General features: G+C 60.4%; 21 protein-coding genes. 11 read left to right on the top strand and 10 right to left on the bottom strand.

The genetic code is table 11. The features are described from left to right. Window positions 1-527: 527 nt before the first annotated feature. From ACGJAX_RS03960 to ACGJAX_RS03990, 7 genes are all read right to left on the bottom strand, one after another. Window positions 528-1,094 (bottom strand): GNAT family N-acetyltransferase, encoded by a 567-nt coding sequence (locus tag ACGJAX_RS03960; RefSeq protein ID WP_390957465.1) that lies wholly within the window; start codon window positions 1,092-1,094, stop codon window positions 528-530. 111 nt (window positions 1,095-1,205) lie between these two features. Next, window positions 1,206-1,976 (bottom strand): electron transfer flavoprotein subunit beta, encoded by a 771-nt coding sequence (locus tag ACGJAX_RS03965; protein WP_047534320.1) that lies wholly within the window; start codon window positions 1,974-1,976, stop codon window positions 1,206-1,208. Window positions 1,977-1,991: 15 nt separating this feature from the next. Continuing rightward, window positions 1,992-3,212, bottom strand: a complete 1,221-nt coding sequence (locus ACGJAX_RS03970; protein ID WP_247254499.1) for an electron transfer flavoprotein subunit alpha/FixB family protein — start codon at window positions 3,210-3,212, stop codon at window positions 1,992-1,994. Further along, a complete protein-coding gene (dgcB, locus tag ACGJAX_RS03975; protein WP_390957467.1) occupies window positions 3,212-5,161 on the bottom strand; it encodes a dimethylglycine demethylation protein DgcB in 1,950 nt (649 codons plus the stop codon). Before dgcB ends, ACGJAX_RS03970 begins: the two co-directional genes overlap by 1 nt. Before the next feature lie 172 nt (window positions 5,162-5,333). After that, window positions 5,334-7,394, bottom strand: coding sequence for a dimethylglycine demethylation protein DgcA (dgcA, locus tag ACGJAX_RS03980; RefSeq protein WP_090325856.1), 2,061 nt, complete (start codon window positions 7,392-7,394; stop codon window positions 5,334-5,336). 15 nt (window positions 7,395-7,409) lie between these two features. Next, window positions 7,410-7,940 (bottom strand): DUF5943 domain-containing protein, encoded by a 531-nt coding sequence (locus ACGJAX_RS03985; protein ID WP_008048169.1) that lies wholly within the window; start codon window positions 7,938-7,940, stop codon window positions 7,410-7,412. A 78-nt stretch (window positions 7,941-8,018) separates the two neighbouring features. Next, window positions 8,019-8,996: a dipeptidase gene (locus ACGJAX_RS03990; protein ID WP_008033250.1), complete on the bottom strand. Its 978-nt coding sequence runs from the start codon at window positions 8,994-8,996 to the stop codon at window positions 8,019-8,021. 248 nt (window positions 8,997-9,244) lie between these two features. Here ACGJAX_RS03990 and ACGJAX_RS03995 point away from each other — a divergent pair, with 248 nt between their 5' ends. The 4 genes from ACGJAX_RS03995 (at window position 9,245) to ACGJAX_RS04010 (ending at window position 10,870) form a co-directional block, all read left to right on the top strand. Then, window positions 9,245-9,646 carry a lysozyme inhibitor LprI family protein gene (locus tag ACGJAX_RS03995; protein ID WP_390957470.1) on the top strand — a complete coding sequence of 134 codons (402 nt, stop codon included), beginning with the start codon at window positions 9,245-9,247 and terminating at the stop codon, window positions 9,644-9,646. A 212-nt stretch (window positions 9,647-9,858) separates the two neighbouring features. Next, window positions 9,859-10,113: a type II toxin-antitoxin system RelE/ParE family toxin gene (locus tag ACGJAX_RS04000; protein ID WP_090466679.1), complete on the top strand. Its 255-nt coding sequence runs from the start codon at window positions 9,859-9,861 to the stop codon at window positions 10,111-10,113. Beyond that, on the top strand, window positions 10,097-10,420 hold the full coding sequence (locus tag ACGJAX_RS04005; protein ID WP_390957472.1) for a helix-turn-helix domain-containing protein: 324 nt from the start codon (window positions 10,097-10,099) through the stop codon (window positions 10,418-10,420). Before ACGJAX_RS04000 ends, ACGJAX_RS04005 begins: the two co-directional genes overlap by 17 nt. 33 nt (window positions 10,421-10,453) lie before the next feature. After that, window positions 10,454-10,870 (top strand): DUF3010 family protein, encoded by a 417-nt coding sequence (locus ACGJAX_RS04010; RefSeq protein WP_090325861.1) that lies wholly within the window; start codon window positions 10,454-10,456, stop codon window positions 10,868-10,870. 139 nt (window positions 10,871-11,009) lie between these two features. Here the strand turns inward: ACGJAX_RS04010 and ACGJAX_RS04015 are convergent, their stop codons facing one another. Next, window positions 11,010-11,954, bottom strand: coding sequence for a GlxA family transcriptional regulator (locus ACGJAX_RS04015; RefSeq protein ID WP_090325863.1), 945 nt, complete (start codon window positions 11,952-11,954; stop codon window positions 11,010-11,012). 208 nt (window positions 11,955-12,162) lie between these two features. On the opposite strand from ACGJAX_RS04015, the gene ACGJAX_RS04020 reads away from it, so the two are divergent. The 6 genes from ACGJAX_RS04020 (at window position 12,163) to ACGJAX_RS04045 (ending at window position 17,587) form a co-directional block, all read left to right on the top strand. Continuing rightward, window positions 12,163-13,107 (top strand): choline ABC transporter substrate-binding protein, encoded by a 945-nt coding sequence (locus ACGJAX_RS04020; RefSeq protein ID WP_247254496.1) that lies wholly within the window; start codon window positions 12,163-12,165, stop codon window positions 13,105-13,107. Between the two features lie 88 nt (window positions 13,108-13,195). Further along, window positions 13,196-14,083 (top strand): 3-keto-5-aminohexanoate cleavage protein, encoded by an 888-nt coding sequence (locus ACGJAX_RS04025; protein WP_390957475.1) that lies wholly within the window; start codon window positions 13,196-13,198, stop codon window positions 14,081-14,083. A gap of 129 nt (window positions 14,084-14,212) precedes the next feature. After that, window positions 14,213-15,178, top strand: a complete 966-nt coding sequence (locus ACGJAX_RS04030; RefSeq protein WP_288098690.1) for an L-carnitine dehydrogenase — start codon at window positions 14,213-14,215, stop codon at window positions 15,176-15,178. 124 nt (window positions 15,179-15,302) lie between these two features. Further along, window positions 15,303-15,779, top strand: a complete 477-nt coding sequence (locus ACGJAX_RS04035) for a thioesterase family protein (protein ID WP_248916691.1) — start codon at window positions 15,303-15,305, stop codon at window positions 15,777-15,779. Window positions 15,780-15,792: 13 nt separating this feature from the next. Further along, complete coding sequence (locus tag ACGJAX_RS04040) at window positions 15,793-16,956, top strand: gamma-butyrobetaine dioxygenase (RefSeq protein ID WP_390957477.1); 1,164 nt, start codon at window positions 15,793-15,795, stop codon at window positions 16,954-16,956. Window positions 16,957-17,320: 364 nt separating this feature from the next. Next, complete coding sequence (locus tag ACGJAX_RS04045) at window positions 17,321-17,587, top strand: hypothetical protein (protein ID WP_090327589.1); 267 nt, start codon at window positions 17,321-17,323, stop codon at window positions 17,585-17,587. Window positions 17,588-17,742: 155 nt separating this feature from the next. On the opposite strand, the gene ACGJAX_RS04050 is transcribed toward ACGJAX_RS04045, so the two are convergent. Both ACGJAX_RS04050 and ACGJAX_RS04055 read right to left on the bottom strand, forming a co-directional pair. After that, window positions 17,743-18,846 carry a GlxA family transcriptional regulator gene (locus ACGJAX_RS04050; RefSeq protein ID WP_090325880.1) on the bottom strand — a complete coding sequence of 368 codons (1,104 nt, stop codon included), beginning with the start codon at window positions 18,844-18,846 and terminating at the stop codon, window positions 17,743-17,745. Window positions 18,847-19,386: 540 nt separating this feature from the next. Continuing rightward, window positions 19,387-20,763: an L-serine ammonia-lyase gene (locus tag ACGJAX_RS04055; protein WP_090325883.1), complete on the bottom strand. Its 1,377-nt coding sequence runs from the start codon at window positions 20,761-20,763 to the stop codon at window positions 19,387-19,389. A 436-nt stretch (window positions 20,764-21,199) separates the two neighbouring features. On the opposite strand from ACGJAX_RS04055, the gene ACGJAX_RS04060 reads away from it, so the two are divergent. Continuing rightward, entirely contained in the window at window positions 21,200-22,147 is a 948-nt protein-coding gene (locus ACGJAX_RS04060) for a choline ABC transporter substrate-binding protein (RefSeq protein WP_090325885.1), read from the top strand. Window positions 22,148-22,161: the final 14 nt, after the last annotated feature.

Raw genomic sequence — 22,161 nt, forward strand, 5'->3', positions numbered from 1 at the left:
TGGCAAACACCTTATCCACAGAAGCACCAACAGACTTTGGGGGAAACTTCTGCGCCTCTGTGGAAAACCGCTGAAAGCCGCGTAATTTCTGCATTTGCGGGAGATGGAACAGATAAAAAAGACGATTCGATCAATTTTTGACCAAACACGTGAGAGGCACGTTTTATATGGCCTGTAGCGGTAAGCGAACATCTTATCCACAGAAGCGCCAACAGAGATCGGGGACAAGTTTTGCTTCGTGCTCACACTTATCCTCAGAAAAACAACAGAAAAAACCGTAGCTTACGCTGATTGTTTTTTGATCTACGGGCTGAAAGGCTTTATTTTCAAGGGCTACAGCGAGGGGCGAACATGTTATCCACAGAATCGCCAACAGCGTTTGTGGAGAACCCGGCAGGCGTTATCCACACGAGTGCGCCTGATCATGTTCGGAGGGGTCTTCCGGGCGGGATGTTCTTTTAAAGAAATGACGGCTTGGTACCGCCCCTGGCAAATCTGTCAGGGGCGGTCGTCGTCGCCATAGCCCGTTAAGGCCGGTACATCAAATAGGCTTCGCCCGTGACCCGAATCATCGGATGCGGCGTGATCTGGCAGGTATCGACGATGCGGAAGCCGTGGCGCTCATAGAAGCGCCGGGCGCCGGTGTTGGCGGCATAGTCGATCAGGCTAAGGCCGTTGAGTCCGAGCCGATTGGCACGGTCGTAGGCGTAATCGAGAAATTGCTTGCCCAGGCCCTGGTTTCGCCAGCCCTCGTGCAGCGCCAGGCTGGAAATATAAAGGGTGTCGGGGATCTCCATCGTCGCGTACGGCGCCAGCACCGGATCGGTCACTGGCTCCGCGAACGGGTCATAACGCATCACGTAGCTGTGCAGCATGCCAATGACCTTCCCCTCGGCCTCGGCGATCAGGCAATTCTGGTAGGAAAAATCCACATCTTCACGGGCATAACGGATGGCTCCAACGTCCAACAGATCCTGCCCGGGCTCTGCTATCTGGCTCCAGATGTAATCCGAAGCGCCTTCCGAGGAAATCTGGAACAGACGCGCAATCTCGCGCGCATCCGCGCGTACCGCCGAACGAAACTCAACCGACATTGATTAAAACTCCACAGATCATCGAGCGCCCGTTTTACGTGGGCGCTCACGGCGCAGCAACGCGCCGCAGGGATGGGTGTTTTTCCGGGTATTGCGGCTCGAGGCTGGGTGTCAGCGCACCACGCCCTCTTCGATCAGCAGCTTGAGAATCGCTTCAGCCCCCGCCTGCGCCGTGACGCCCTTGAGCACTTGACCGCCGCCGCCACTGGCCTTGGCCGTCGCGGCTTTCATGCGGTCGGCACCGCTCTTGGCCTTGATGACTTTGAGGCGCTTGGGTCGTGGCTTGGCCGGCTGCAGAGTCGCCACCGCCAGCAGTTCATCGTCGACGACTTCCACTTCATCGGCCTGCAACACCCCGCGCCGGGCCGGGCCGTAGGCGCTTTGCCGTGGCTTGGGCGCAGCGTTATCCACAGTCGCGAGAAACGGCAGGCGAACCTTCAAGCGACGACGCTGACCACGTGGCAAGGCTTGCAGCACCAGCGCCGAACTGCCATCGATGGACTCGACCTGCGCCAGCCCCACCACCAGCGGCCAGCCCAGGCTTTCAGCCAGCAGGAACGGCAACATGCCCGAGCCTTCGCCGGTTTCAGCCTGGCTGCCGGTCAATACCACCTGAGCACCGGCATCGCGCAAATACGCGGTCAACGCCGGCAGCGCATCCGCGCCCTCGGGTTGTTCCAGGACATGCAATTGCTCCAGCCCCATGCCCAGATAAGCGCGCAACGCAGGCTCGGCGACATCGCCGGCATGCAGCACCTGCAAGTTATCCCCAGCCAACTGCAAACCCAGTTCCACGGCACGCGCATCCTGTTCGGCGCGACGTGGACGGCCGGACGTCGGGTGGGCGCCGATGGACACCAGGCTGATGATTTTCGTGCTCATAACCCTTTCCTTCCCTTAAGCCGCATCGCGCTTGGCGTCGTTGCGGTAGGCCTCTACCGCCGCGATCAAGGCTTGAAGAATCTCGGCACTTTCGCCGATCACCGACAGGTCGGCCCGTTTGATCATGTCGCAGCCGGGATCGAGGTTGATCGCCACCACCTTGTCGCAGGCACCGATGCCCTGCAGGTGCTGGATCGCCCCGGAAATCCCCACCGCCACGTAGACCCGCGCAGTGACCCAGGTACCCGAGGCGCCAACCTGACGGTCGCGGGCCATGAAACCGTCGTCCACGGCAACCCGGGACGCGCCTTCGGTGGCACCCAATGCCTCGGCAGTCCTGTGGAAAAGTCCCCAGTCCTTGACGCCGTTGCCGCCGGAGAAGATGAACTCCGCTTCGGCCATCGGGATCGCCGCCGGGTCCACCGCCACCGCACCCAGATCCTCGATCCGCGACAGGCTGCGCGGGACTGCTGTGGATAACTCCACCGGCAGAGCTTCGTGACGGGTTTCGCTGACCGGCTCGGCGCATTCGGCAGCCGCCAGAATCAACCGTGCGAGCGGACGCGCAAGGTCTTGCAGACCGGCACCGGCGCGGCCGATACATTCCTGGTCCTTGACCTGCCAGACCCGCGTGGCCGGGCGCTCGCCCAACGCCGCGGCAAAACGGCGACCGAGCTCGCCACCGCCGGTGCGACTGTCCGGTAGCAGCCAGTGACGCGGACTGAACTGGTTATCCACAGCCCGCAAGCCCTGGACACGTTGTTCCGGTGCATAACCGCTGAATTCATCTCCTTCGAGCACCAGCAGGCGATCGACACCGGCGCTGGCAAAGGCACTCTCTTTATGTTCGCCAAAGACCACGGCCAACACCGCGCCGTCCTTGCCCGCCAGTTGATGGGCCAAGCCCAGGAGGTCGCGGTCGTGACTGCTCAAGCGGCCACCAACCATGTCCGGAACGACGCTGATGTAGAACGCCGGTGCTGGCACCTGATGCAGCGGCAATTGCACTTCAACGGCGGCCGAGCGCTTGGTCGCACCGCCCTGCTGCGCGCCACTGCGGTCGATGCGCTTGATGCCGTTCGGGCCGATAAAACCGATGCCGTGCGGGTTCTTGCGGATGACGCCATTGGGCCCCATCCAGCTGTGTTGCGCCGGCTGCATGGCTGCGTGCAGCGGATGCAGGCGGTTTCGGGCGATCCATTCAGCCCGTGGGTCGCGGCGGATAATGTCGCTCATCAGTGGGCCTCCGCAGGTTCACGTTTGGCTGGCGTGGATGGCTTGCTCGGTGCCTGGTCTTCGAGCAGCGCATCGGCCACCAGTTCGGCAATGTCCTTGATCAACGGCCGCGGTTCGACCACGCCTTCGAGCATCGCCGTGCACTGTGGACAACCCACGGCCACCAGTTCAGCGCCGGTTTCGCGGATGTCTTCCATGCGCATGTCGGGAATCCGTTGCTTGCCCGGAATGTCGGTGATCGGCGCCCCGCCGCCCCCACCGCAGCAGCGCGAGCGGAAACCGGAGCGTTGCATTTCCTTGACTTCGATCCCGAGCGCACGCAGTACCTCGCGCGGCGCCTCGTACTCGCCGTTGTAGCGGCCGAGGTAGCACGGGTCGTGATAGGTCACGCTGTCGCCCTTGTGCTGACCGAGGTTCAGCGCACCGGCCTGGATGATTTCCGCCATGTAGGTGCTGTGGTGCTGCACCAGGTAGTTGCCATCGAAAGCGCCGTACTCGTTCTTCAACACATGGAAGCTGTGCGGGTCGCAGGTGACGATGCGGTTGAAGCGATATTTGGCCAGGGTCTGGATGTTGCGCTTGGCCAGCAACTGGAAGGTCGCTTCATCGCCCAGGCGTCGGGCCACGTCGCCGCTGTCGCGCTCTTCGAGGCCCAGCACGGCGAAGTCGACCTTGGCCGCTTTCAGCACTTTGACGAATGCGCGCAGGGTGCGCTGGTTGCGCATGTCGAAGGCACCGTCGCCGACCCAGAACAGCACGTCGGTGGATTTCTTTTCACTGAGCAGGTTGAGATTCAAGTCCGCCGCCCAGTTCATCCGCCCGCCCGGCGCAAACCCGCCCGGGTTGTCGGTGGCGATCAGGTTTTCCAGGACTTCGGCGCCCTTGTTCGGGGTCGCGCCTTTTTCCAGGGTCAGGTGACGGCGCATGTCGACGATGGCATCGACATGCTCGATCATCATCGGGCACTCCTCGACGCAGGCGCGGCAAGTGGTGCATGACCAAAGGGTCTCGGCATCCACCAGACCGTTGACGATCGGCCGATGGGGATTACCAGCGTGTTCGCCGATGGCTTTACCCGGATACGGGCTGCCGGCGAAGTTGGCATCGGTGCCGCCCGCCAGGCCAACGACCATGTCCTGAATCAGTTTTTTCGGGTTCAACGGCTGGCCGGCGGCGAACGCCGGGCACGCCGCTTCGCACTTACCGCACTGCACGCAGGCGTCGAAACCGAGCAATTGGTTCCAGGTGAAATCCTTGGGTTTTTCTACGCCCAGTGGTGCGGACAGGTCGGTCAGGTCCAGCGGCTTCAAGCCCGTGGAACGACCGCCACCAAAGCGCTCGGCGCGACGGTGCCAGGCCAGGTGCAGGGCACCGGCGAAGGCGTGCTTCATCGGCCCGCCCCAGGTCATGCCGAAGAACAGCTCCGATACGCCCCACAGCACGCCGATGCCGAGGATCGTCGCCAACAGCCAGCCGCCGAAGTTCTCCGGAAGAATGCCCGCCACGGGCAGGGTCACCAGGAAAAACGACGCCGAGAACGCAAGCAGGCTTTTCGGCAGGCGCATCCACGGGCCTTTGGACAAACGGCTCGGCGGGTTGCGTCGACGCAGGTAAACGAAGATCGCACCGACGAACATCACCGCCGACATCAGCAGCAGTGCGTACCCGAGGATGCGGTTATGCAGGCCGAAACCGTGCACCAGAATCGCCAGCACGATGGACGCCACCGCACCACCGGCCGTAGCCACGTGGGTGTTGGCGATGTATTTGTCCCGCGCCACCACGTGGTGCAGGTCGACCATGTAACGCTTGGGCATGGCGAACAGGCCGCCGATCAGATCGACCTTCGAGGCACGGCCCCGGCGCCACATGGACACCCGCCGTAACGCGCCCAGAACCGCAAGGCCCAGGGCAGCGAACAACAGGATTGGAAGAAGGGTGTTCAACATGGTGAAGCTCCCAAAGACCTCGGGCTTAACTACCTGGATGCTTTGCTCGACCCCCTGTAGGAGCGAGCTTGCTCGCGATGGTCGTTAACGATGACGCGCGCGGACTGAAAGAACGCGGCGCCTTCAAATTCATCGCGAGCAGGCTCGCTCCTACAAGGTTATCCACAAGCTCTTAGAAATCCTTGCACAACCGCAGCGCGTCGTAGATCGCCGCGTGCACGTTGCGCTGGGCCACGCAGTCGCCGATGCGGAACAGCAAATAGCCGGCGCCGCTCTGCTCCAGGCACGGTTGTGGCTTGATCGCGAACAAGGCTTCGACGTCGATCTGGCCTTTGTTGCGCGAACCTTCCTTCAACGCGTAGTAGATTTCTTCGTCCGGGCGCACGCCGTTTTCCACGACCACCTGGTCCACCACCCGCTCCTCTTTGGCGCCGGTGTATTCGTTTTCCAGTACGGCCACGAGCTTGTCGCCTTCGCGGTAGACCTTCTCCAGCATCATGTCGCCGGTCATGATCACTTCTTTCGGGTACATGCTGCGGTAGTAGGTCGGGAACGACGTACCGCCAATCGCCACGCCCGGCTTGATGTCATCGGTGACGATCTCGACTTGGCTACCCTTGTCGGCGAGGAAGTCCGCCGTGGACATGCCGGTGAATTCACAGATGGTGTCGTACACCAGTACGTTCTTGCCCGGTGCCACCTTGCCGTCGAGGATGTCCCAGCTGCTGACCACCAGGCCTTCAGCCGCGCCCCAATGCTCGTTCTGCTCCAGGAACGGATGACCGCCGACCGCCAGCACCACCACGTCCGGACGCAAGTCCATGATGGTGGGCGCATCCGCCGCAGTCCCCAGGCGCAGGTCGACTTTCAGGCGTGCCAGCTCCAGTTGATACCAGCGGGTGATACCGGCGATCTGGTCCCGTTGCGGCGCTTTCGAGGCCGTGGTGATCTGCCCGCCGATGAATTCTTTCTTCTCGAACAAGGTCACGTCGTGGCCACGTTCAGCCGCCACACGCGCCGCTTCCATCCCCGCAGGACCGGCACCGACCACCACCACTTTGCGTTTCACGCCGGTGGTTTTCTCGATGATGTGCGGCAGGCCCATGTACTCACGGGAGGTGGCCGCGTTCTGGATGCACAGCACATCCAGACCCTGATATTGACGGTCGATGCAGTAGTTGGCGCCGACACATTGTTTGATCTGGTCGATCTGGCCCATCTTGATCTTGGCGATCAGGTGCGGGTCAGCGATGTGGGCGCGGGTCATGCCGACCATGTCGACGTAGCCGCCTTCCAGAATACGGGTGGCCTGGTTCGGGTCCTTGATGTTCTGCGCGTGCAGCACCGGAACCTTGACCACTTCCTTGATACCGGCGGCCAGGTGCAGGAACGGCTCCGGTGGATAACTCATGTTCGGAATCACGTTGGCCAGGGTGTTGTGAGTGTCACAACCCGAACCCACGACACCGATGAAATCCAGCATGCCGGTGTCGTCGTAGTATTTGGCGATCTGCTTCATGTCCTCATGGGACAGGCCATCGGGGTGGAACTCGTCACCGCAGATACGCATGCCCACGCAGAAATCGTCACCGACCTCGGCACGCACCGCTTTCAACACTTCCAGACCGAACTTCATGCGGCCTTCGAAGGTACCGCCCCATTCGTCGGTACGCTTGTTGACCCGCGGGCTCCAGAACTGGTCGATCATGTGCTGGTGCACGGCCGACAGCTCGACACCGTCCAGGCCGCCGGCCTTGGCGCGGCGTGCCGCTTGGGCGTAGTTGCCGATTACCCGCCAGATTTCTTCCGGCTCGATGGTTTTGCAGGTGGCGCGGTGCACCGGCTCGCGGATGCCCGACGGCGACATCAGCGTCGGCCAGTTGAAGCCGTCCCAACGGGAGCGACGGCCCATGTGGGTAATCTGGATCATGATCTTGGCGCCGTGCTTGTGCATGGCGTCGGCCAGATTCTGGAAGTGCGGGATGATGCGGTCGGTGGACAGGTTCACCGAGCTCCACCATTCCTGGGGGCTGTCGATGGCAACCACGGACGAACCGCCGCAGATCGCCAGGCCGATCCCGCCCTTGGCCTTCTCTTCGTAATACTTGACGTACCGATCGGTGGTCATGCCGCCGTCGGTGGCATAGACCTCGGCGTGCGCGGTGCTGAGCACGCGGTTGCGGATAGTCAGTTTGCCGATCTGGATCGGCTGGAACATTGCTTCGAAAGCCATGGCGGGTTCCTCGACTTACAACGGCTTGACGGTGAACAAACCGTCTTCGTGGCCCTCTTCGGAGCCACCGTAGACTTGTTCGGCGACGGTGCGGATCTTGCTGCCGCGCGCGGCGAGGATCTGGTCCATCGCACCGGCAAACCAGCCAGTGAACATGTAGTCGACCTTGCGTCCGACCTTGCCGTAGACGTAGACGAACGCCGAGTGTTCGAGCTTGACGCTGGCGGTGCCTTTGTCGAGGTCGATGTCCTGGATCTTGAACAGGCCCCAGCCGCGTTGCGACAGGCGCTTCATGTAGTGCTCGAACACCGCGACGCCTTCCAGGCCGTGGCATTCAGCTTCTTTTTCGCACCAGTGCCAGGCGGACTTGTAGCCGGCTTTGTAGAGGATCTCGGCGTAGGCTTCAGCGCCCAGCACTTCTTCGATGCCCATGTGGTTGTTGACGAAGAAATGACGCGGCACGTACAGCATCGGCAGGGCGTCGGACGTCCAGACACCGGTCTCACTGTCGACTTCGATTGGCAATTGCGGGGCGATCTTGGCCATGGAAACTTAACTCCAGAAAAATTTTGGTGTTGCCTGCGGCGCGGATGGCCGCAGGTAAGGATTCAGAAGTGCGGTGGCTTATTCGCCCCAAACATCTTTCAAGACGTTCACCCAGTTCTCGCCCATGATCTTGCGCACCACACGCTCGGAGTGGCCGCGCTTGAGCAGGGTCTCGGTCAGGTTCGGGAACTCGCCCACGGTACGGATGCCCAGCGGGTTGATGATCTTGCCGAAGCTGGTCAGGCGGCGGGCGTAGCCCTTGTCGTGGGTCAGGTATTCGAAAAAGTCCTGGCCATGACCCTGGGTAAAGTCGGTGCCGATGCCGATGGCGTCTTCGCCGACGATGTTCATGGTGTATTCGATGGCTTCGGCGTAGTCGTCGATGGTCGAATCGATGCCCTTGGCCAGGAACGGCGCGAACATGGTCACGCCGACGAAACCGCCGTGGTCGGCGATGAACTTCAGCTCTTCATCGGACTTGTTACGCGGATGAATCTTCAGACCCGACGGCAGGCAGTGGGAATAGCAGACCGGCTTCTTGGATTCGAGGATGACTTCTTCGGACGTCTTGGAGCCGACGTGGGACAGGTCGCACATGACGCCGACGCGGTTCATCTCGGCGACGATTTCACGACCGAAGCCCGACAGGCCGCCGTCACGTTCGTAGCAACCGGTGCCGACCAGGTTCTGGGTGTTGTAGCACATCTGCACGATACCGACGCCGAGCTGCTTGAACACTTCGACATAGCCGATCTGGTCTTCAAAGGCGTGGGCGTTCTGGAAACCGAAGAGGATGCCGGTCTTGCCCTGCTCCTTGGCCTTGCGGATATCGGCGGTGGTACGCACCGGAATCACCAGGTCGCTGTTCTCGCGGATCAGTTTCTGGCTGGCAGCGATGTTGTTGACAGTGGCCTGGAAGCCCTCCCACACCGAAACGGTGCAGTTGGCAGCGGTCAGACCGCCCTTGCGCATGTCTTCGAACAGTTCGCGGTTCCACTTGGCAATAATCAGCCCGTCGATAACGATGCTGTCGGCGTGCAATTCGGCTGGGCTCATCAGGCTGTCCCCTTGTTAGCGATTCATGCGCCGAATCGTCTGCCGGCGCTTTGGGCCAGCATATGCCTCGGTGCCTCGGCAGCCGGGTGCAAAAACGACAGGGGAATTGCCGAAAGCGTCAATCCGCGACAAAGGGTCGTCGCCAGGCGCAATCTGCTACCTGTTCAACACGTTCCGCTTGGGCCAGAATTCGCCGCATCTCTTGAGGCCTTACTGGAAGCTTTACTGGAATAAGGGGCGGCAACGTAATGAAATCCATCATCCTGGCTCTGGCGCTGATTGCGACCGGCGTACACGCGGCGGAGGAATCCGACGACAACCCATGCGACAAAGTGGAAAACGACGTCCAGACCCTGGAATGCTCCGTTTACAGCAAAAAAACCGCCGAAGATCTATTGAGCGAAAACCTCAAAAGCCTGAACGAGCGCATGCAGTCGCTCTACGGCAAGACCCCGTCGCAACTGAACGACATCACCGCCAGGATCAAGACCGCTCAGCAGCAGTGGACGAAGACCCGCGACGCCGACTGCGCCGTCGAAGCCTTCCCGGCCACCGCTGGCAGCAAGGCATTCACCATTGCGCAAAATGATTGCGTGGCGCGTATGAGTGACGAGCGGTCGGAGTTTTTGGAGTCGATTGGACAGGAGTAATCTCTTATAAGCCGTCGAAAGCTGGAACCCACTCCAGCTTTCATCCCCAAAAATCCCTCTTCCTACAAACCATTCTGACTCTTCCGACTATTCCTGGCGTAACGAGTATTTTTGGCGTTCGTTTCCAGCAATATCCCGATAAGTTTCGCTTATTGGCTATCTGAAAAATATAAGCAAAGATTCGCAAATCTTATAAAAGACTTATATTCTTCATGAACAGCATTCACTGGACTCGAAAGGCCGTTAAGCAACTCTTGAGATTGCATTCCGTTCACCAGATCCAGGTTCGTGATGCCATCACGGCGCTGGCCGACATGCCCAATGTAGGTCAAGTCAAAGCACTGGTTGGTCATAACCACTCTTACCGGCTACGCGTCGGTAATTATCGGGTCATGTTCGACTGGGATGGCGCGATCAAAGTGGTCAGTATTCAAGAGGTCAAAAAACGCGATGAACGCACCTACTGACGTTCAGATTATCAATGATGAACACGGCAACCCTGCATTCGTGGTCATTCCCTATGCGCAGTATCTGGCGCAAAAAATCGAACCCGATCTGATCCCGCACGATGTAGTCAGTCGCATGGTCGATGGCGCCACGCCCATCCGCGCCTGGCGCGAACACTTGAACCTTACTCAGGATGAAGTGGCCAAACGGATGGGGATTTCTCAACCGGCTTTTGCCCAGCAAGAAACAGTCGCCAAGCCGCGCAAGGCCACCCGCGAAAAAATCGCTGCGGCTTTTGGCATCAACGCCAGTCAACTAGAGCTGTAAGCTGCACGCCTTCAGCCAGTAAAGGGATTCAACATGAAAGTCTGCGGCATCGAAATCAAAGGCAGCGAAGCGATCATCGCCGTGGCCATGCTGGAGGGTCAGGCGCTGAGCCATGTTGCGCTCGCGACCAGGAAAATCGCCCTCGACGATGACGACGAAGCCGCCAACGTCAAGGTGTTCGCGGCTCAGGTGGCGTCCTTTGTTCGCGAAAATGCCATTGATCGCATCGCCATCAAGAAGCGCAGCAAGAAGGGCGAATTCGCTGGTGGGCCGACCACGTTCAAGATCGAGGGTGTGTTCCAGTTGCTGGACAATTGCGAGGTGACACTGCTGTCACCGCAAACCATCAATGCGCAAAGCAAAAAGCACGACTTCGAACTACCGGGAACGCTGAACAAGTATCAGCATGAGGCTTACAAGGCGGCGTGTTCGGCGCTGATGAAGAAGTAACCCTTTTTATCCTCTCAAAACAGATCACTGTGGGAGCGGGCTTGCCCGCGATGGCAGCGTATCAGTCAGCATCAATGTTGAATGTGCCGACCTCATCGCGGGCAAGCCCGCTCCCATAGTTTTTTCGGTGTTTTCAGAATCACGCTTTGGCAGTGCGTCGGTCCTCCCGCGGACACCGCTCATACTTCGCCCGGTAACTACGGGTGAAATACGATGGCGACTCAAACCCGCAGGCAATGCTGACCTCCAGCACGCTCATGTCGGTCTGGCGCAGCAATTGCCGGGCCTTCTCCAGCCTCAAGCGCAGATAGAAATTGCTCGGTGTGTCGTTCAGGTGCAGGCGAAACAGCCGTTCGAGCTGACGCCGGGTGACCTTGATCGATTCCGCCAGTTCCAGCGTGCTCAGCGGCGGTTCGCTGTGCTGTTCCATTTCGCCGATCACGTGCACCAGTTTCTTGTTACTGATGCCATATCGGGTGGCGACCTCCATGCGCTGGTGGTCTTTGCGCGGGCGGATGCGGCCGAGCACGAACTGTTCGCTGACCTGAATCGCCAACTCCGGGCCGTGGGCCTGAGCGATCAGGTCGAGCATCAGATCGATGGAGGCCGTGCCGCCCGCCGACGTGATGCGCCGTCGGTCGATCTCGAACAGCTCCTGGGTGACGCTGAGCTGCGGATAGGATTCCTTGAAGGCGTCGATGGCTTCCCAGTGCAGGGTCAGGCGATGGCCGTCTAGCAGGCCCGCTTGCGCGAGGATGAAACTGCCGGTGTCGATGGCGCCGAGGGTTACGCCTTCGTTGTCCAGCCGTCGCAGCCAGTGCTCCAGCGTCGGGGTCGCGAACTTCAGCGGCTCGAAACCGGCGACCACTAACAGGGTCGCGCCTTTTTTCAGCGGCTCCAGCGCCGCATCGGCGTTGACCGACATGCCGTTGCTGGCCAGCACTGCCCCGCCATCCGCGCTCAAAACATGCCAGCGATACAACTCGCCGCGAAAGCGATTGGCGACCCGCAATGGCTCGATGGCCGAGATAAATCCAATGGCCGAGAAACCCGGCATCAACAAGAAATAGAAATCCTGGGACATGGAGCGCACTCGGTTGGCGGAAACGAGAGGGCGGGCAGCGTGTTGATGTTGATACGCCACTTACCAGCGGCATTCAAGAGCACAGGTCGCTGCAGTGCAAGAGCTGGTCGCCGCAGTGCGCTTTCATGGCGCCCTGGGTGCGTAACTTGGCATCACCGGCGCGTCAGACGCCGGAACTCACAATAACGAACTGCCGAGGAAACCTGAGATGAAACGACTGATCAGCAGCTGTGTTCTTGCACTCAGCGGTACCGCTTTGCTGAGCGCCAGTGTCATGGCCGCCGAACCCGCCGCATGCCAGAACGTGCGCATGGGTGTGGTGAACTGGACCGACGTGATCGCCACCAGCGCCATGACCCAGGTATTGCTCGATGGCCTCGGCTACAACACCAAACAAACCAGCGCCTCCCAGCAGATCATTTTTGCCGGGATCCGTGATCAGCGCCTCGACCTGTTCCTGGGTTACTGGAACCCGCTGATGACCCAGACCATCACCCCGTTCGTCCAGGCCAACCAGGTCAAGGTACTTGAGGCACCCAGCCTGGAAGACGCACGCGCCACCCTGGCCGTGCCCACCTACCTCGCCGACAAGGGCCTGAAAACCTTCGCCGACATCGCCAAGTTCGAAAAAGAACTGGGTGGCAAAATCTACGGCATCGAGCCAGGCTCGGGCGCCAACACCCAGATCAAGGCGATGATCGCCAAGAACCAGTTCGGCCTCGGCAAGTTCCAGTTGGTCGAGTCCAGCGAAGCCGGCATGCTCGCCGCGGTGGATCGCGCCGTGCGTCGCAATGAAGCCGTGGTCTTCTTCGGTTGGGCGCCGCACCCGATGAACGTCAACGTCAAGATGACCTACCTGACCGGCAGCGACAACGCCCTCGGCCCGAACGAAGGCAAGGCCACCGTCTGGACCGTCACCGCGCCAAAATATGCGGAGCAGTGCCCAAACATTGGTCGCCTGCTGACCAATCTGAAATTCACCGCCGAAGACGAGAGCCGCATGATGCAGCCGCTGCTCGATCACAAGGACGCCTTGGAATCCGCCAAGCAATGGCTCAAGGATCACCCGCAAGACAAGCAACGCTGGCTTGAAGGCGTCACCACCTTCGATGGCAAACCGGCCGCTCAAAACCTGCAACTGACCAGCAAATGACTCACCCGTAACACGACCTGATCGAACCACCGATTCGCAGCCCGAAAGGGCTGCGGACAGACCAATCACGCCTGTAAGGAACCACCTCATGAACCACGACGTCATCATCACCTGCGCACTCACCGGTGCTGGCGACACGACCGCCAAGAGCCCACATGTGCCGGTCACCCCGAAACAAATCGCCGCTGCCGCCGTGGAAGCCGCCAAGGCCGGTGCCACCGTGGTTCACTGCCACGTTCGCGACCCTGAAACCGGCAAGTTCAGCCGTGATGTGGCGCTGTACCGTGAGGTGATGGAGCGCATTCGTGAAGCCGACGTCGACATCATCGTCAACCTGACCGCCGGCATGGGCGGCGACCTGGAAATCGGCGCTGGCGAGAACCCGATGGAGTTCGGCCCGAACACCGACCTGGTCGGCCCGCTGACCCGTCTGGCTCACGTAGAAGAACTGCTGCCGGAAATCTGCACCCTCGATTGCGGCACCCTGAATTTCGGCGACGGCGACACCATTTACGTCTCCACCCCGGCGCAACTGCGCGCTGGCGCCAAACGCATTCAAGAGCTGGGCGTGAAGGCCGAGCTGGAAATTTTCGACACCGGCCACCTGTGGTTCGCCAAACAGATGATCAAGGAAGGCCTGCTCGACAACCCGCTGTTCCAGCTCTGCCTGGGCATCCCATGGGGCGCGCCGGCTGACACCACCACCATGAAGGCCATGGTCGACAACCTGCCGGCCGATGCGGTGTGGGCCGGTTTCGGCATCGGTCGCATGCAAATGCCGATGGCCGCTCAAGCGGTGCTGCTCGGCGGCAACGTGCGAGTCGGTCTGGAAGACAACCTGTGGCTGGACAAGGGCGTGCTGGCGACCAACGGCCAACTGGTCGAACGCGCTACGGAAATCCTCAGCCGCCTCGGTGCCCGCGTGCTCACCCCGGCTGAAGGCCGCAAGAAAATGGGCCTGACAAAGCGCGGATAACCCCTCTTTTTCCCCTGTAGGAGCGAGCTTGCTCGCGAAAAAGGTACAGCCGACGCCACTCAGCGCCTGGAATACCATCGCGAGCAGGTTCGCTCCTACAAGGATCACCGAACTATTCAGGAAGTTGCCATGAGCTTTATCACCGATATCAAAACCTTCGCCGCCCTGGGCAGCGGTGTCATCGGCAGTGGTTGGGTGTCCCGCGCCCTCGCCCACGGTCTCGACGTTGTCGCCTGGGACCCGGCGCCCGGCGCCGAGGCAGCCCTGCGCAAACGCGTTGCCAACGCCTGGGGCGCCCTGGAAAAACAAGGCCTGGCCCCTGGCGCCTCACAGGATCGTCTGCGCTTTGTCGCGACCATCGAAGAATGCGTTCGCGATGCCGATTTCATCCAGGAAAGTGCACCGGAACGCCTGGAACTGAAACTGGAACTGCACAGCAAAATCAGCGCCGCGGCCAAGCCCGACGCGTTGATCGGCTCCAGCACTTCCGGCCTGTTGCCAAGCGAGTTCTACGAGAGCGCCACGCACCCGGAACGCTGCGTGGTCGGCCATCCGTTCAACCCGGTTTACCTGCTGCCATTGGTCGAAGTGGTCGGCGGCAAGAACACCGCGCCTGAAGCGGTACAAGCCGCGATGAAAGTCTATGAATCCCTCGGCATGCGCCCGCTGCACGTGCGCAAGGAAGTACCCGGATTCATTGCCGACCGCCTGCTCGAAGCGCTGTGGCGCGAGGCGCTGCACCTGGTCAACGACGGCGTCGCAACCACCGGTGAAATCGACGACGCGATCCGTTTCGGCGCGGGTCTGCGCTGGTCGTTCATGGGCACCTTCCTGACCTACACCCTGGCCGGCGGCGATGCCGGCATGCGCCACTTCATGGCACAGTTCGGCCCGGCGTTGCAGTTGCCGTGGACTTACCTGCCTGCACCGGAGCTGACCGACAAGCTGATCGATGACGTGGTCGATGGCACCAGCGAGCAATTGGGCAAACACAGCATTTCGGCGCTGGAGCGCTATCGTGATGACTGCCTGCTGGCGGTGCTGGAGGCGGTGAAGACCACCAAAGCCAAGCACGGTATGGCTTTCGCCGAATAATGAGCCCCGCAGGTCTGGCCCCTTCGCGAGCAGGCTCGCTCCCACAGGTTTGCGCTGTCCTTGTGGGAGCGAGCCTGCTCGCGAAAGCGGCGGTCCAGTCACCACCAACATTGGAACCGGAATCATGCCCACCCTCACCACCTACCAAACCAGAATCATCCCCGACTGGGTTGACTACAACGGCCACCTGCGCGACGCCTTCTACCTGCTCATCTTCAGCTACGCTACCGATGCGCTGATGGATCGCCTGGGGCTTGACAGCAACAGCCGTGAAGCCAGCGGCAACTCGTTGTTTACCCTGGAGCTGCACCTCAACTACCTGCACGAAGTGAAGCTCGACGCCGAGGTCGAAGTGCACACGCAGATCATCGGCCACGACAGCAAACGCCTGCACCTCTATCACAGCCTGCATCTTGTGGGTGACGACAAGGAACTGGCGGGCAACGAGCAAATGCTGCTGCACGTCGACCTCGCCGGGCCGCGTTCCGCGCCGTTCAGCGAAGACACCCTGGATCGACTGCAAGCCATCGTCGCCGAACAAACCGACCTGCCCACCCCCGAGTACATTGGCCGAGTGATCGCGTTACCCCCAAAAAAATAACAAGGAGATCGCCATGAACACCGCCGCCGCTTTCGCCGACTTCCGTACTTATCCGTTGATCAGCGCGCTGAAGGGCGTGCAGGTCATGGCCGATCATGTTCTGGTGAAGTGGGCCGACAACCGCCTCAGCCCGTTTCATCATCAATGGCTACGGGACAACTGCCCCTGCCCGCAATGCGTCTACACCGTCACCCGAGAGCAGGTGCTGGAGATCGTCGACGTCCCGGAACAGCTGGAGCCCGCAGAGGCCGGCGTCGATGCTGAGGACTGCCTGTGCGTGCAGTGGCAAGATGGCCACCTCAGTCGCTTCGACCCTGGCTGGCTGCGCGCCCACGCGTATGACGACGAATCCCGTGCCGAGCGTCAGGCCGGCAAACCGAAAGCCAGGCTCTGGCACAGCGATCTGCAACTGCCTGTGTTCGACTATGAGGCGCTGATGCAAGACAACCAGGCCTTGTTGCAATGGCTGCTGGCCGTGCGCGATATCGGCCTGACCCAGGTCCGCGGCGTGCCCACCGAACCCGGCTCATTGAAGTTGATCGCGCAGCGTATTTCGTTCATCCGCGAAAGCAATTTCGGTGTGCTGTTCAACGTGCAATCCAAGGCCGATGCCGACAGCAACGCCTACACCGCTTTCAACCTGCCGCTGCACAGTGATTTGCCGACCCGAGAGCTGCAACCGGGGCTGCAGTTCCTGCATTGCCTGGTCAACGACGCCGAGGGGGGCGAGAGCATTTTTGTCGACGGCTTTGCCATCGCCGAGGCGTTGCGCCAGGAAGATCCGCAAGCCTTTCAAAGCCTCTGCGAAATCCCGGTGGAATTTCGCAACAAGGACCGCCACAGCGACTACCGCTGCCTCGCGCCGATCATCGCCCTGAACGCTTGCGGGCAGGTGTCGGAAATCCGCATGGCCAACTTTTTGCGCGGCCCGTTCGATGCCTCGGTGGAACAAATGCCCCGGCTGTATCGTGCCTATCGACGCTTTATTGCGATGACGCGCGAACCCCGGTTCCGCTTGATGCAAAGGCTCAATCCCGGCGAACTCTGGTGCTTCGACAACCGCCGCACCCTGCACGCCCGCAATGCCTTCGACCCCGCCACCGGCGCCCGGCATTTTCAGGGTTGCTATGTGGACCGCGATGAATTGCTGTCGCGCATCCTCGTGTTACAGCGTTAAACCGCGTCATCGTTCATCGCGAGCAGGCCCGCTCCCACAGGGGGCACGCGATCCTCTGGGGGAGCCTGCTCGCGATGGCGTCCGCACAAGCAACACAAGAACCAGGATTCATGGACCAAAAAAAACCCCGATCAAGCCGTGACAAGATCGAGGCAGAAGGTACTGTTGAGGAGCTGCGCGCGAGGGTGACCAAACCTTCGTGAAGCCAGCTGATTCCAGTTTGCCGACTCCCTTGACCGGCAAGTTAGCCGAAAACGACCTGTTCATAGCCATTGCGGCCATCGCGACAAATCGCCCTTGCCGCCACCCTGCACCCCTACCAGAATCGAGCCACGACACCGTTCCCAGAAGAAGGATTTGCGTCATGATGCACGCCGATTTGATTGACCAGGAAGACCTGTTGGGTCAGCTCAAGGCATTGGGCTTTCAAGCGCCCAATGGCGCGACCGCCGACCAGGCTTGCGAATGTGCGGTACGAGGTTTGAACAACGAGCGGGCGATCGTGCTGCGCACGATGGTCAAGCAGATGTACACCAGCGGCGCGACCATCCTGCCGGCCGTGCGTCAGGCCATCGACAGGCAATTGCTGCCGGCGTTGGCGGAGTATCAGCAGAGCCATCGCGCCCGATAGGCGACCTGCAAATACTCTGTGGCGAGGGAGCTTGCTCCCGCTCGAGCGCGAAGCGGTCGCAAAACCGGCGAATGCGATTATTCTGAAAACCGCATCCGCCGATCCAGGGGACCGCTTCGCAGCCCAGCGGGAGCAAGCTCCCTCGCCACAGTGGTTTAGAGCCTTACGCTGGCAAACGTCGACTCGTTACGCGCCTGACTCAGCGCCGACAAAGGCCCGGACAACGGCGACAGCACCAGCGCTTGCGGCAGCGGCATCATCGCCACTTGCTGGGTGGTATTGGAGCCTACGCGCTCGTCACGCGGCGGAATGCCGAAGTATTCGCGGTAGCACTTGGAGAAGTGCGGCGTGGACACGAAGCCACAGACCGACGCCACTTCGATGATCGACATCGGCGTTTGCTTGAGCAACTGCCGTGCACGGATCAGGCGCAGTTTCAGGTAGTAACGCGACGGCGAGCAATGCAGGTACTTCTGGAACAGCCGCTCCAGTTGACGACGGGACACGGCGACATACACCGCCAGTTCGTCCAGGTCGATCGGCTCTTCGAGGTTGGCCTCCATCAACGCGACGATTTCCTGCAGTTTCGGCTGATTGGTGCCGAGCATGTGCTTGAGCGGCACGCGCTGGTGATCCTGTTCGTTGCGGATGCGCTCGTAGACGAACATCTCCGAAATCGCGGCCGACAGTTCACGACCATGATCGCGGCTGATCAGGTGCAGCATCATGTCCAGCGGCGCGGTGCCACCGGAGCTGGTGAAGCGGTTACGGTCGAGGGTGAACAGACGCGTACTCATGGCCACACGCGGGAAAGCTTCCTGCATCGCGGCCAGACATTCCCAGTGCACGCTGCAGTCGAAACCGTCCAGCAAGCCGGCGCACGCCAATGCCCAACTGCCGGTGCAGACCGCACCGAGGCGACGGGACTGACGCGCCTGGCTCTGCAGCCATGAGACGTGTTCGCGGGTAACAGTGCGTTGAATACCGATGCCGCCGCAGACGATCACGGTGTCCATTGGCGGGGCTTTGTGCATGGAGGCATCAGGGGTGATTTGCAGACCGTCACTGGCCCAGACCTGACCGCCATCGACGGTGAGGGTGGTCCAGCGATACAGCTCGCGACCGGACAATTGGTTGGCCATTCGCAGAGGCTCCACTGCGGAAGCCAGGGAAATCAGCGTGAAATTGTCCAGCAGCAGAAAGCCGATGGATTGAGGCGCACGGTTCTGGGGTTGGGCCCCGGAGTTGAACGACGTCATCGCGGTATCTCCTCACACAAAGCGGGTGATGGCCTCAGGCGGAGGCTCTTGTTATTGCCATCGTTCTCGCGTGGGAGACGGGCTTTGTAATGACAGAGCAAATGCCATGCCTAAATTTGAATGCGCGTTCAATAACTCCTAAAAACGACGTCGGAATGTGTCTGCATATGACGCGCGGCGAGTAGGGATTAAGAGGCCATCGGGCCGGACAAGTGCGCTGCCCCGTTGCGTGTGAGCAAATCGGTAGCACTTGTGGGAACAGGGCTGAAACGATACGGGGAAGAGTGTCACCGCAGGCACAGGTGACAGGCGGTCAGGGTTGCTGGCGATCCCTGACCTTGAGGTCATGATTTACCTGTTTGCGACGCGCCAAAAGGTGGCGCGTTTTCGATCTGGTGTTCATTTAGCGCGCAGTTTTGACTGATCTGGCGCTATCGCTGGCAAGCCAGCTCCCACAGTGATTTGTGGTGTGAGCCAGATATCAGACACACCGAAGAACCTGTGGGAGCTGGCTTGCCAGCGATTGGGCTCGACACGGTCTCAGCACTCTACAGCGCTGACCGCCAACCCGCCCCGCGATGTCTCCTTATATTTGTCATGCATGTCGGCACCGGTATCGCGCATGGTGCGGATCACCCGATCCAGCGAGATGAAATGCTGACCATCGCCGCGCAAGGCCATCTGTGCCGCGTTGATCGCTTTCACCGCGGCAATCGCGTTGCGCTCGATGCACGGCACCTGCACCAGCCCGCCTACCGGGTCGCAGGTCAAGCCGAGGTTATGCTCCAGGCCGATTTCCGCTGCGTTGCACAGTTGCTCCGGCGTGGCGCCGAGGATTTCCGCCAACCCGGCCGCCGCCATGGCGCAGGCCGAACCGACTTCCCCCTGGCAACCGACTTCGGCACCGGAAATCGAAGCGTTCTTCTTGCACAGAATTCCGACCGCAGCGGCCCCAAGGAAGTAGTCGACGACATTGGCGTCGGTCACGTCTTCGCTGAACTTCATAAAGTAGTGCAACACCGCCGGAATGATCCCCGCCGCGCCATTGGTCGGCGCCGTGACCATGCGCCCGCCGGCCGCGTTTTCTTCGTTGACCGCCAGGGCGAACAGGTTGACCCACTCCATGGCACTGAGCGTCGAGCCGATCACGTTGGGTTTGTTCAATTCCTGCAAGCTGCGATGCAGCTTGGCCGCGCGCCGGCGCACATTCAGGCCACCAGGCAGGATGCCTTCGTGCTTGAGGCCGTGATCCACGCAATCCTGCATGGCGCGCCAGAGCTTCATCAAACCGCTGCGAATCTCTTCTTCACTGCGCCAGACCTTCTCGTTGGCCATCATTAATTCAGCCACGCGCAGGTCGTGTTTTTTGCACAGTTCCAGCAGCTCGGCGGCGCTGGAGAAGTCGTATGGCAATACGGTGCTGTCGAGGTCGACGACACCGCTGGATGCCTGGGCCTCATCGACGACAAAGCCACCGCCGACCGAATAGTAGGTGTCGCGATGCAGCTCGCCATGATCGTCTTCGACAATCAGGGTCATGGCGTTGGGATGGAACGGCAGGTTCTCGTCGATCAGGCGCATGTCGCGGTCCCAGATAAACGGCACCGACAGGCGACCGTCGAGCAACAGCGTGTGGGTTTCACGCAGGGTGGCGATGCGAATGCCGATTTGCGACGGATCGATCGCATCCGGCCATTCGCCCATCAGCCCCATGATCACCGCATTGTCGCTGCCGTGGCCGATGCCTGTGGCCGACAACGAACCGAAAAGCTGAACTTCGACGCGCCGAACTTGCTCCAGCAATCCGCGCTCACGCAAACCTTGCACGAACAGCGCCGCTGCCCGCATAGGGCCCACGGTATGCGAACTGGAAGGGCCGATGCCGATTTTGAACAGGTCGAAAACACTGATAGCCATTACTGCCGGACTCCTGGATGTGCCAACTCCAGGCGCAAAAGCGCCCGGTGACGGAGCTGCTACGCTCAAGCTGCAATCCGTCGGGATGGCCGCATCATCAGGCTTTTAATTTGTCGTTCGACGTCTCACACCGACGCACTCATGCTCACGAACGCCGCGTGTCTTTTACGTCGTGTTTTCGCCGTTTTTTTGCGACACGCAGGGGGAAATCGGGCTGAAAAAAGCTGTAAGCGACGTCACTGACACTGGATGCGACCCTCCCTGTACTGGTTACGACGCACCCTGTAGGCGTCAGATTTTCACTGGTACATGATCGTATCGACTCGATTGCAAGGCGCCGTGGTAGAGCTGTCTCCAAAACGCCATCCAACCGCAACCCATAAGTGCGGTGGTCCCAGTCGGAACACTGCCAAAAAAAACACCAAGGAGTCCATCCATGAAAGGTTCCCCGTCGTTGTTGTTGGCCGCCATGCTTAGTCTGCCGCTCCTGGCGCAAGCCGCCGAGCCGGCACAATGCAGTACCGTAAACTTCTCCGATGTCGGTTGGACCGATATCACCGCAACAACCGCCACCACCAGCGTCGTACTCGATGCCTTGGGCTACAAGACCAAGACCACAATGATTTCCGTGCCGGTGACCTACAAGTCCCTGGCCGACGGCAAGAACATGGATGTTTTCCTGGGGAACTGGATGCCGACCATGGAAAACGACATCAAGGCCTACCGCGATGCCGGCACCGTGGACACCGTGCGCACCAACCTCAAAGGCGCCAAATACACCCTGGCGGTACCACAGGCCCTGTATGACAAAGGCCTGCATGACTTCGCCGACATCGCCAAGTTCAAGAAAGAGCTCGACGGCAAGATTTACGGGATCGAGCCGGGTAATGACGGTAACCGTCTGATCCAGAGTATGATCGACAAGAACGCCTTCGGCCTCAAAGACGCCGGTTTCAAAGTGGTCGAATCCAGTGAAGCCGGCATGCTCTCGCAGGTCGACCGCGCGCAGAAACGCGACACCGCCGTGGTGTTCCTCGGCTGGGCTCCTCACCCGATGAACAAGCGTTTCAAAATCCAATACCTCACCGGCGGCGACGATTATTTCGGCCCGGATTTCGGTGCAGCAACCGTCCTGACCAATACCCGCAAGGGGTACACCCAGGAATGCAGCAACGTGGGTCAGTTGCTGAAGAATCTGGAGTTCACTGTCGACATGGAAAGCACCCTCATGGGCAACATCCTGGACGACAAGATGAAGCCTGAAGCGGCCGCCAAGGCCTGGCTGAAAAAGAATCCACAGGTGCTCGATACCTGGCTCGCTGGCGTGACCACCATTGACGGTAAACCAGGCCTGGAGGCCGTGAAAGCCAAGCTCGCGCAGTAATCGCTTACGCCGGG

The organism is Pseudomonas moorei (assembly GCF_042846945.1).
Lineage (GTDB): Bacteria > Pseudomonadota > Gammaproteobacteria > Pseudomonadales > Pseudomonadaceae > Aquipseudomonas > Aquipseudomonas moorei.

Coding starts and splice junctions, on each gene's coding strand:
- ACGJAX_RS03985 (WP_008048169.1), bottom strand. CDS start 7,940: ATGGCCAAGATCGCCCCGCAATTGCCAATCGAAGTCGACAGTGAGACC.
- ACGJAX_RS03995 (WP_390957470.1), top strand. CDS start 9,245: ATGAAATCCATCATCCTGGCTCTGGCGCTGATTGCGACCGGCGTACAC.
- ACGJAX_RS04010 (WP_090325861.1), top strand. CDS start 10,454: ATGAAAGTCTGCGGCATCGAAATCAAAGGCAGCGAAGCGATCATCGCC.
- ACGJAX_RS04000 (WP_090466679.1), top strand. CDS start 9,859: ATGAACAGCATTCACTGGACTCGAAAGGCCGTTAAGCAACTCTTGAGA.
- ACGJAX_RS04060 (WP_090325885.1), top strand. CDS start 21,200: ATGAAAGGTTCCCCGTCGTTGTTGTTGGCCGCCATGCTTAGTCTGCCG.
- ACGJAX_RS03970 (WP_247254499.1), bottom strand. CDS start 3,212: ATGAGCGACATTATCCGCCGCGACCCACGGGCTGAATGGATCGCCCGA.
- ACGJAX_RS04050 (WP_090325880.1), bottom strand. CDS start 18,846: ATGACGTCGTTCAACTCCGGGGCCCAACCCCAGAACCGTGCGCCTCAA.
- ACGJAX_RS04030 (WP_288098690.1), top strand. CDS start 14,213: ATGAGCTTTATCACCGATATCAAAACCTTCGCCGCCCTGGGCAGCGGT.
- ACGJAX_RS04020 (WP_247254496.1), top strand. CDS start 12,163: ATGAAACGACTGATCAGCAGCTGTGTTCTTGCACTCAGCGGTACCGCT.
- ACGJAX_RS04045 (WP_090327589.1), top strand. CDS start 17,321: ATGATGCACGCCGATTTGATTGACCAGGAAGACCTGTTGGGTCAGCTC.
- ACGJAX_RS04055 (WP_090325883.1), bottom strand. CDS start 20,763: ATGGCTATCAGTGTTTTCGACCTGTTCAAAATCGGCATCGGCCCTTCC.
- ACGJAX_RS04005 (WP_390957472.1), top strand. CDS start 10,097: ATGAACGCACCTACTGACGTTCAGATTATCAATGATGAACACGGCAAC.
- dgcB (WP_390957467.1), bottom strand. CDS start 5,161: ATGTTGAACACCCTTCTTCCAATCCTGTTGTTCGCTGCCCTGGGCCTT.
- ACGJAX_RS03965 (WP_047534320.1), bottom strand. CDS start 1,976: ATGAGCACGAAAATCATCAGCCTGGTGTCCATCGGCGCCCACCCGACG.
- ACGJAX_RS04035 (WP_248916691.1), top strand. CDS start 15,303: ATGCCCACCCTCACCACCTACCAAACCAGAATCATCCCCGACTGGGTT.
- ACGJAX_RS04015 (WP_090325863.1), bottom strand. CDS start 11,954: ATGTCCCAGGATTTCTATTTCTTGTTGATGCCGGGTTTCTCGGCCATT.
- ACGJAX_RS04040 (WP_390957477.1), top strand. CDS start 15,793: ATGAACACCGCCGCCGCTTTCGCCGACTTCCGTACTTATCCGTTGATC.
- dgcA (WP_090325856.1), bottom strand. CDS start 7,394: ATGGCTTTCGAAGCAATGTTCCAGCCGATCCAGATCGGCAAACTGACT.
- ACGJAX_RS03990 (WP_008033250.1), bottom strand. CDS start 8,996: ATGAGCCCAGCCGAATTGCACGCCGACAGCATCGTTATCGACGGGCTG.
- ACGJAX_RS04025 (WP_390957475.1), top strand. CDS start 13,196: ATGAACCACGACGTCATCATCACCTGCGCACTCACCGGTGCTGGCGAC.
- ACGJAX_RS03960 (WP_390957465.1), bottom strand. CDS start 1,094: ATGTCGGTTGAGTTTCGTTCGGCGGTACGCGCGGATGCGCGCGAGATT.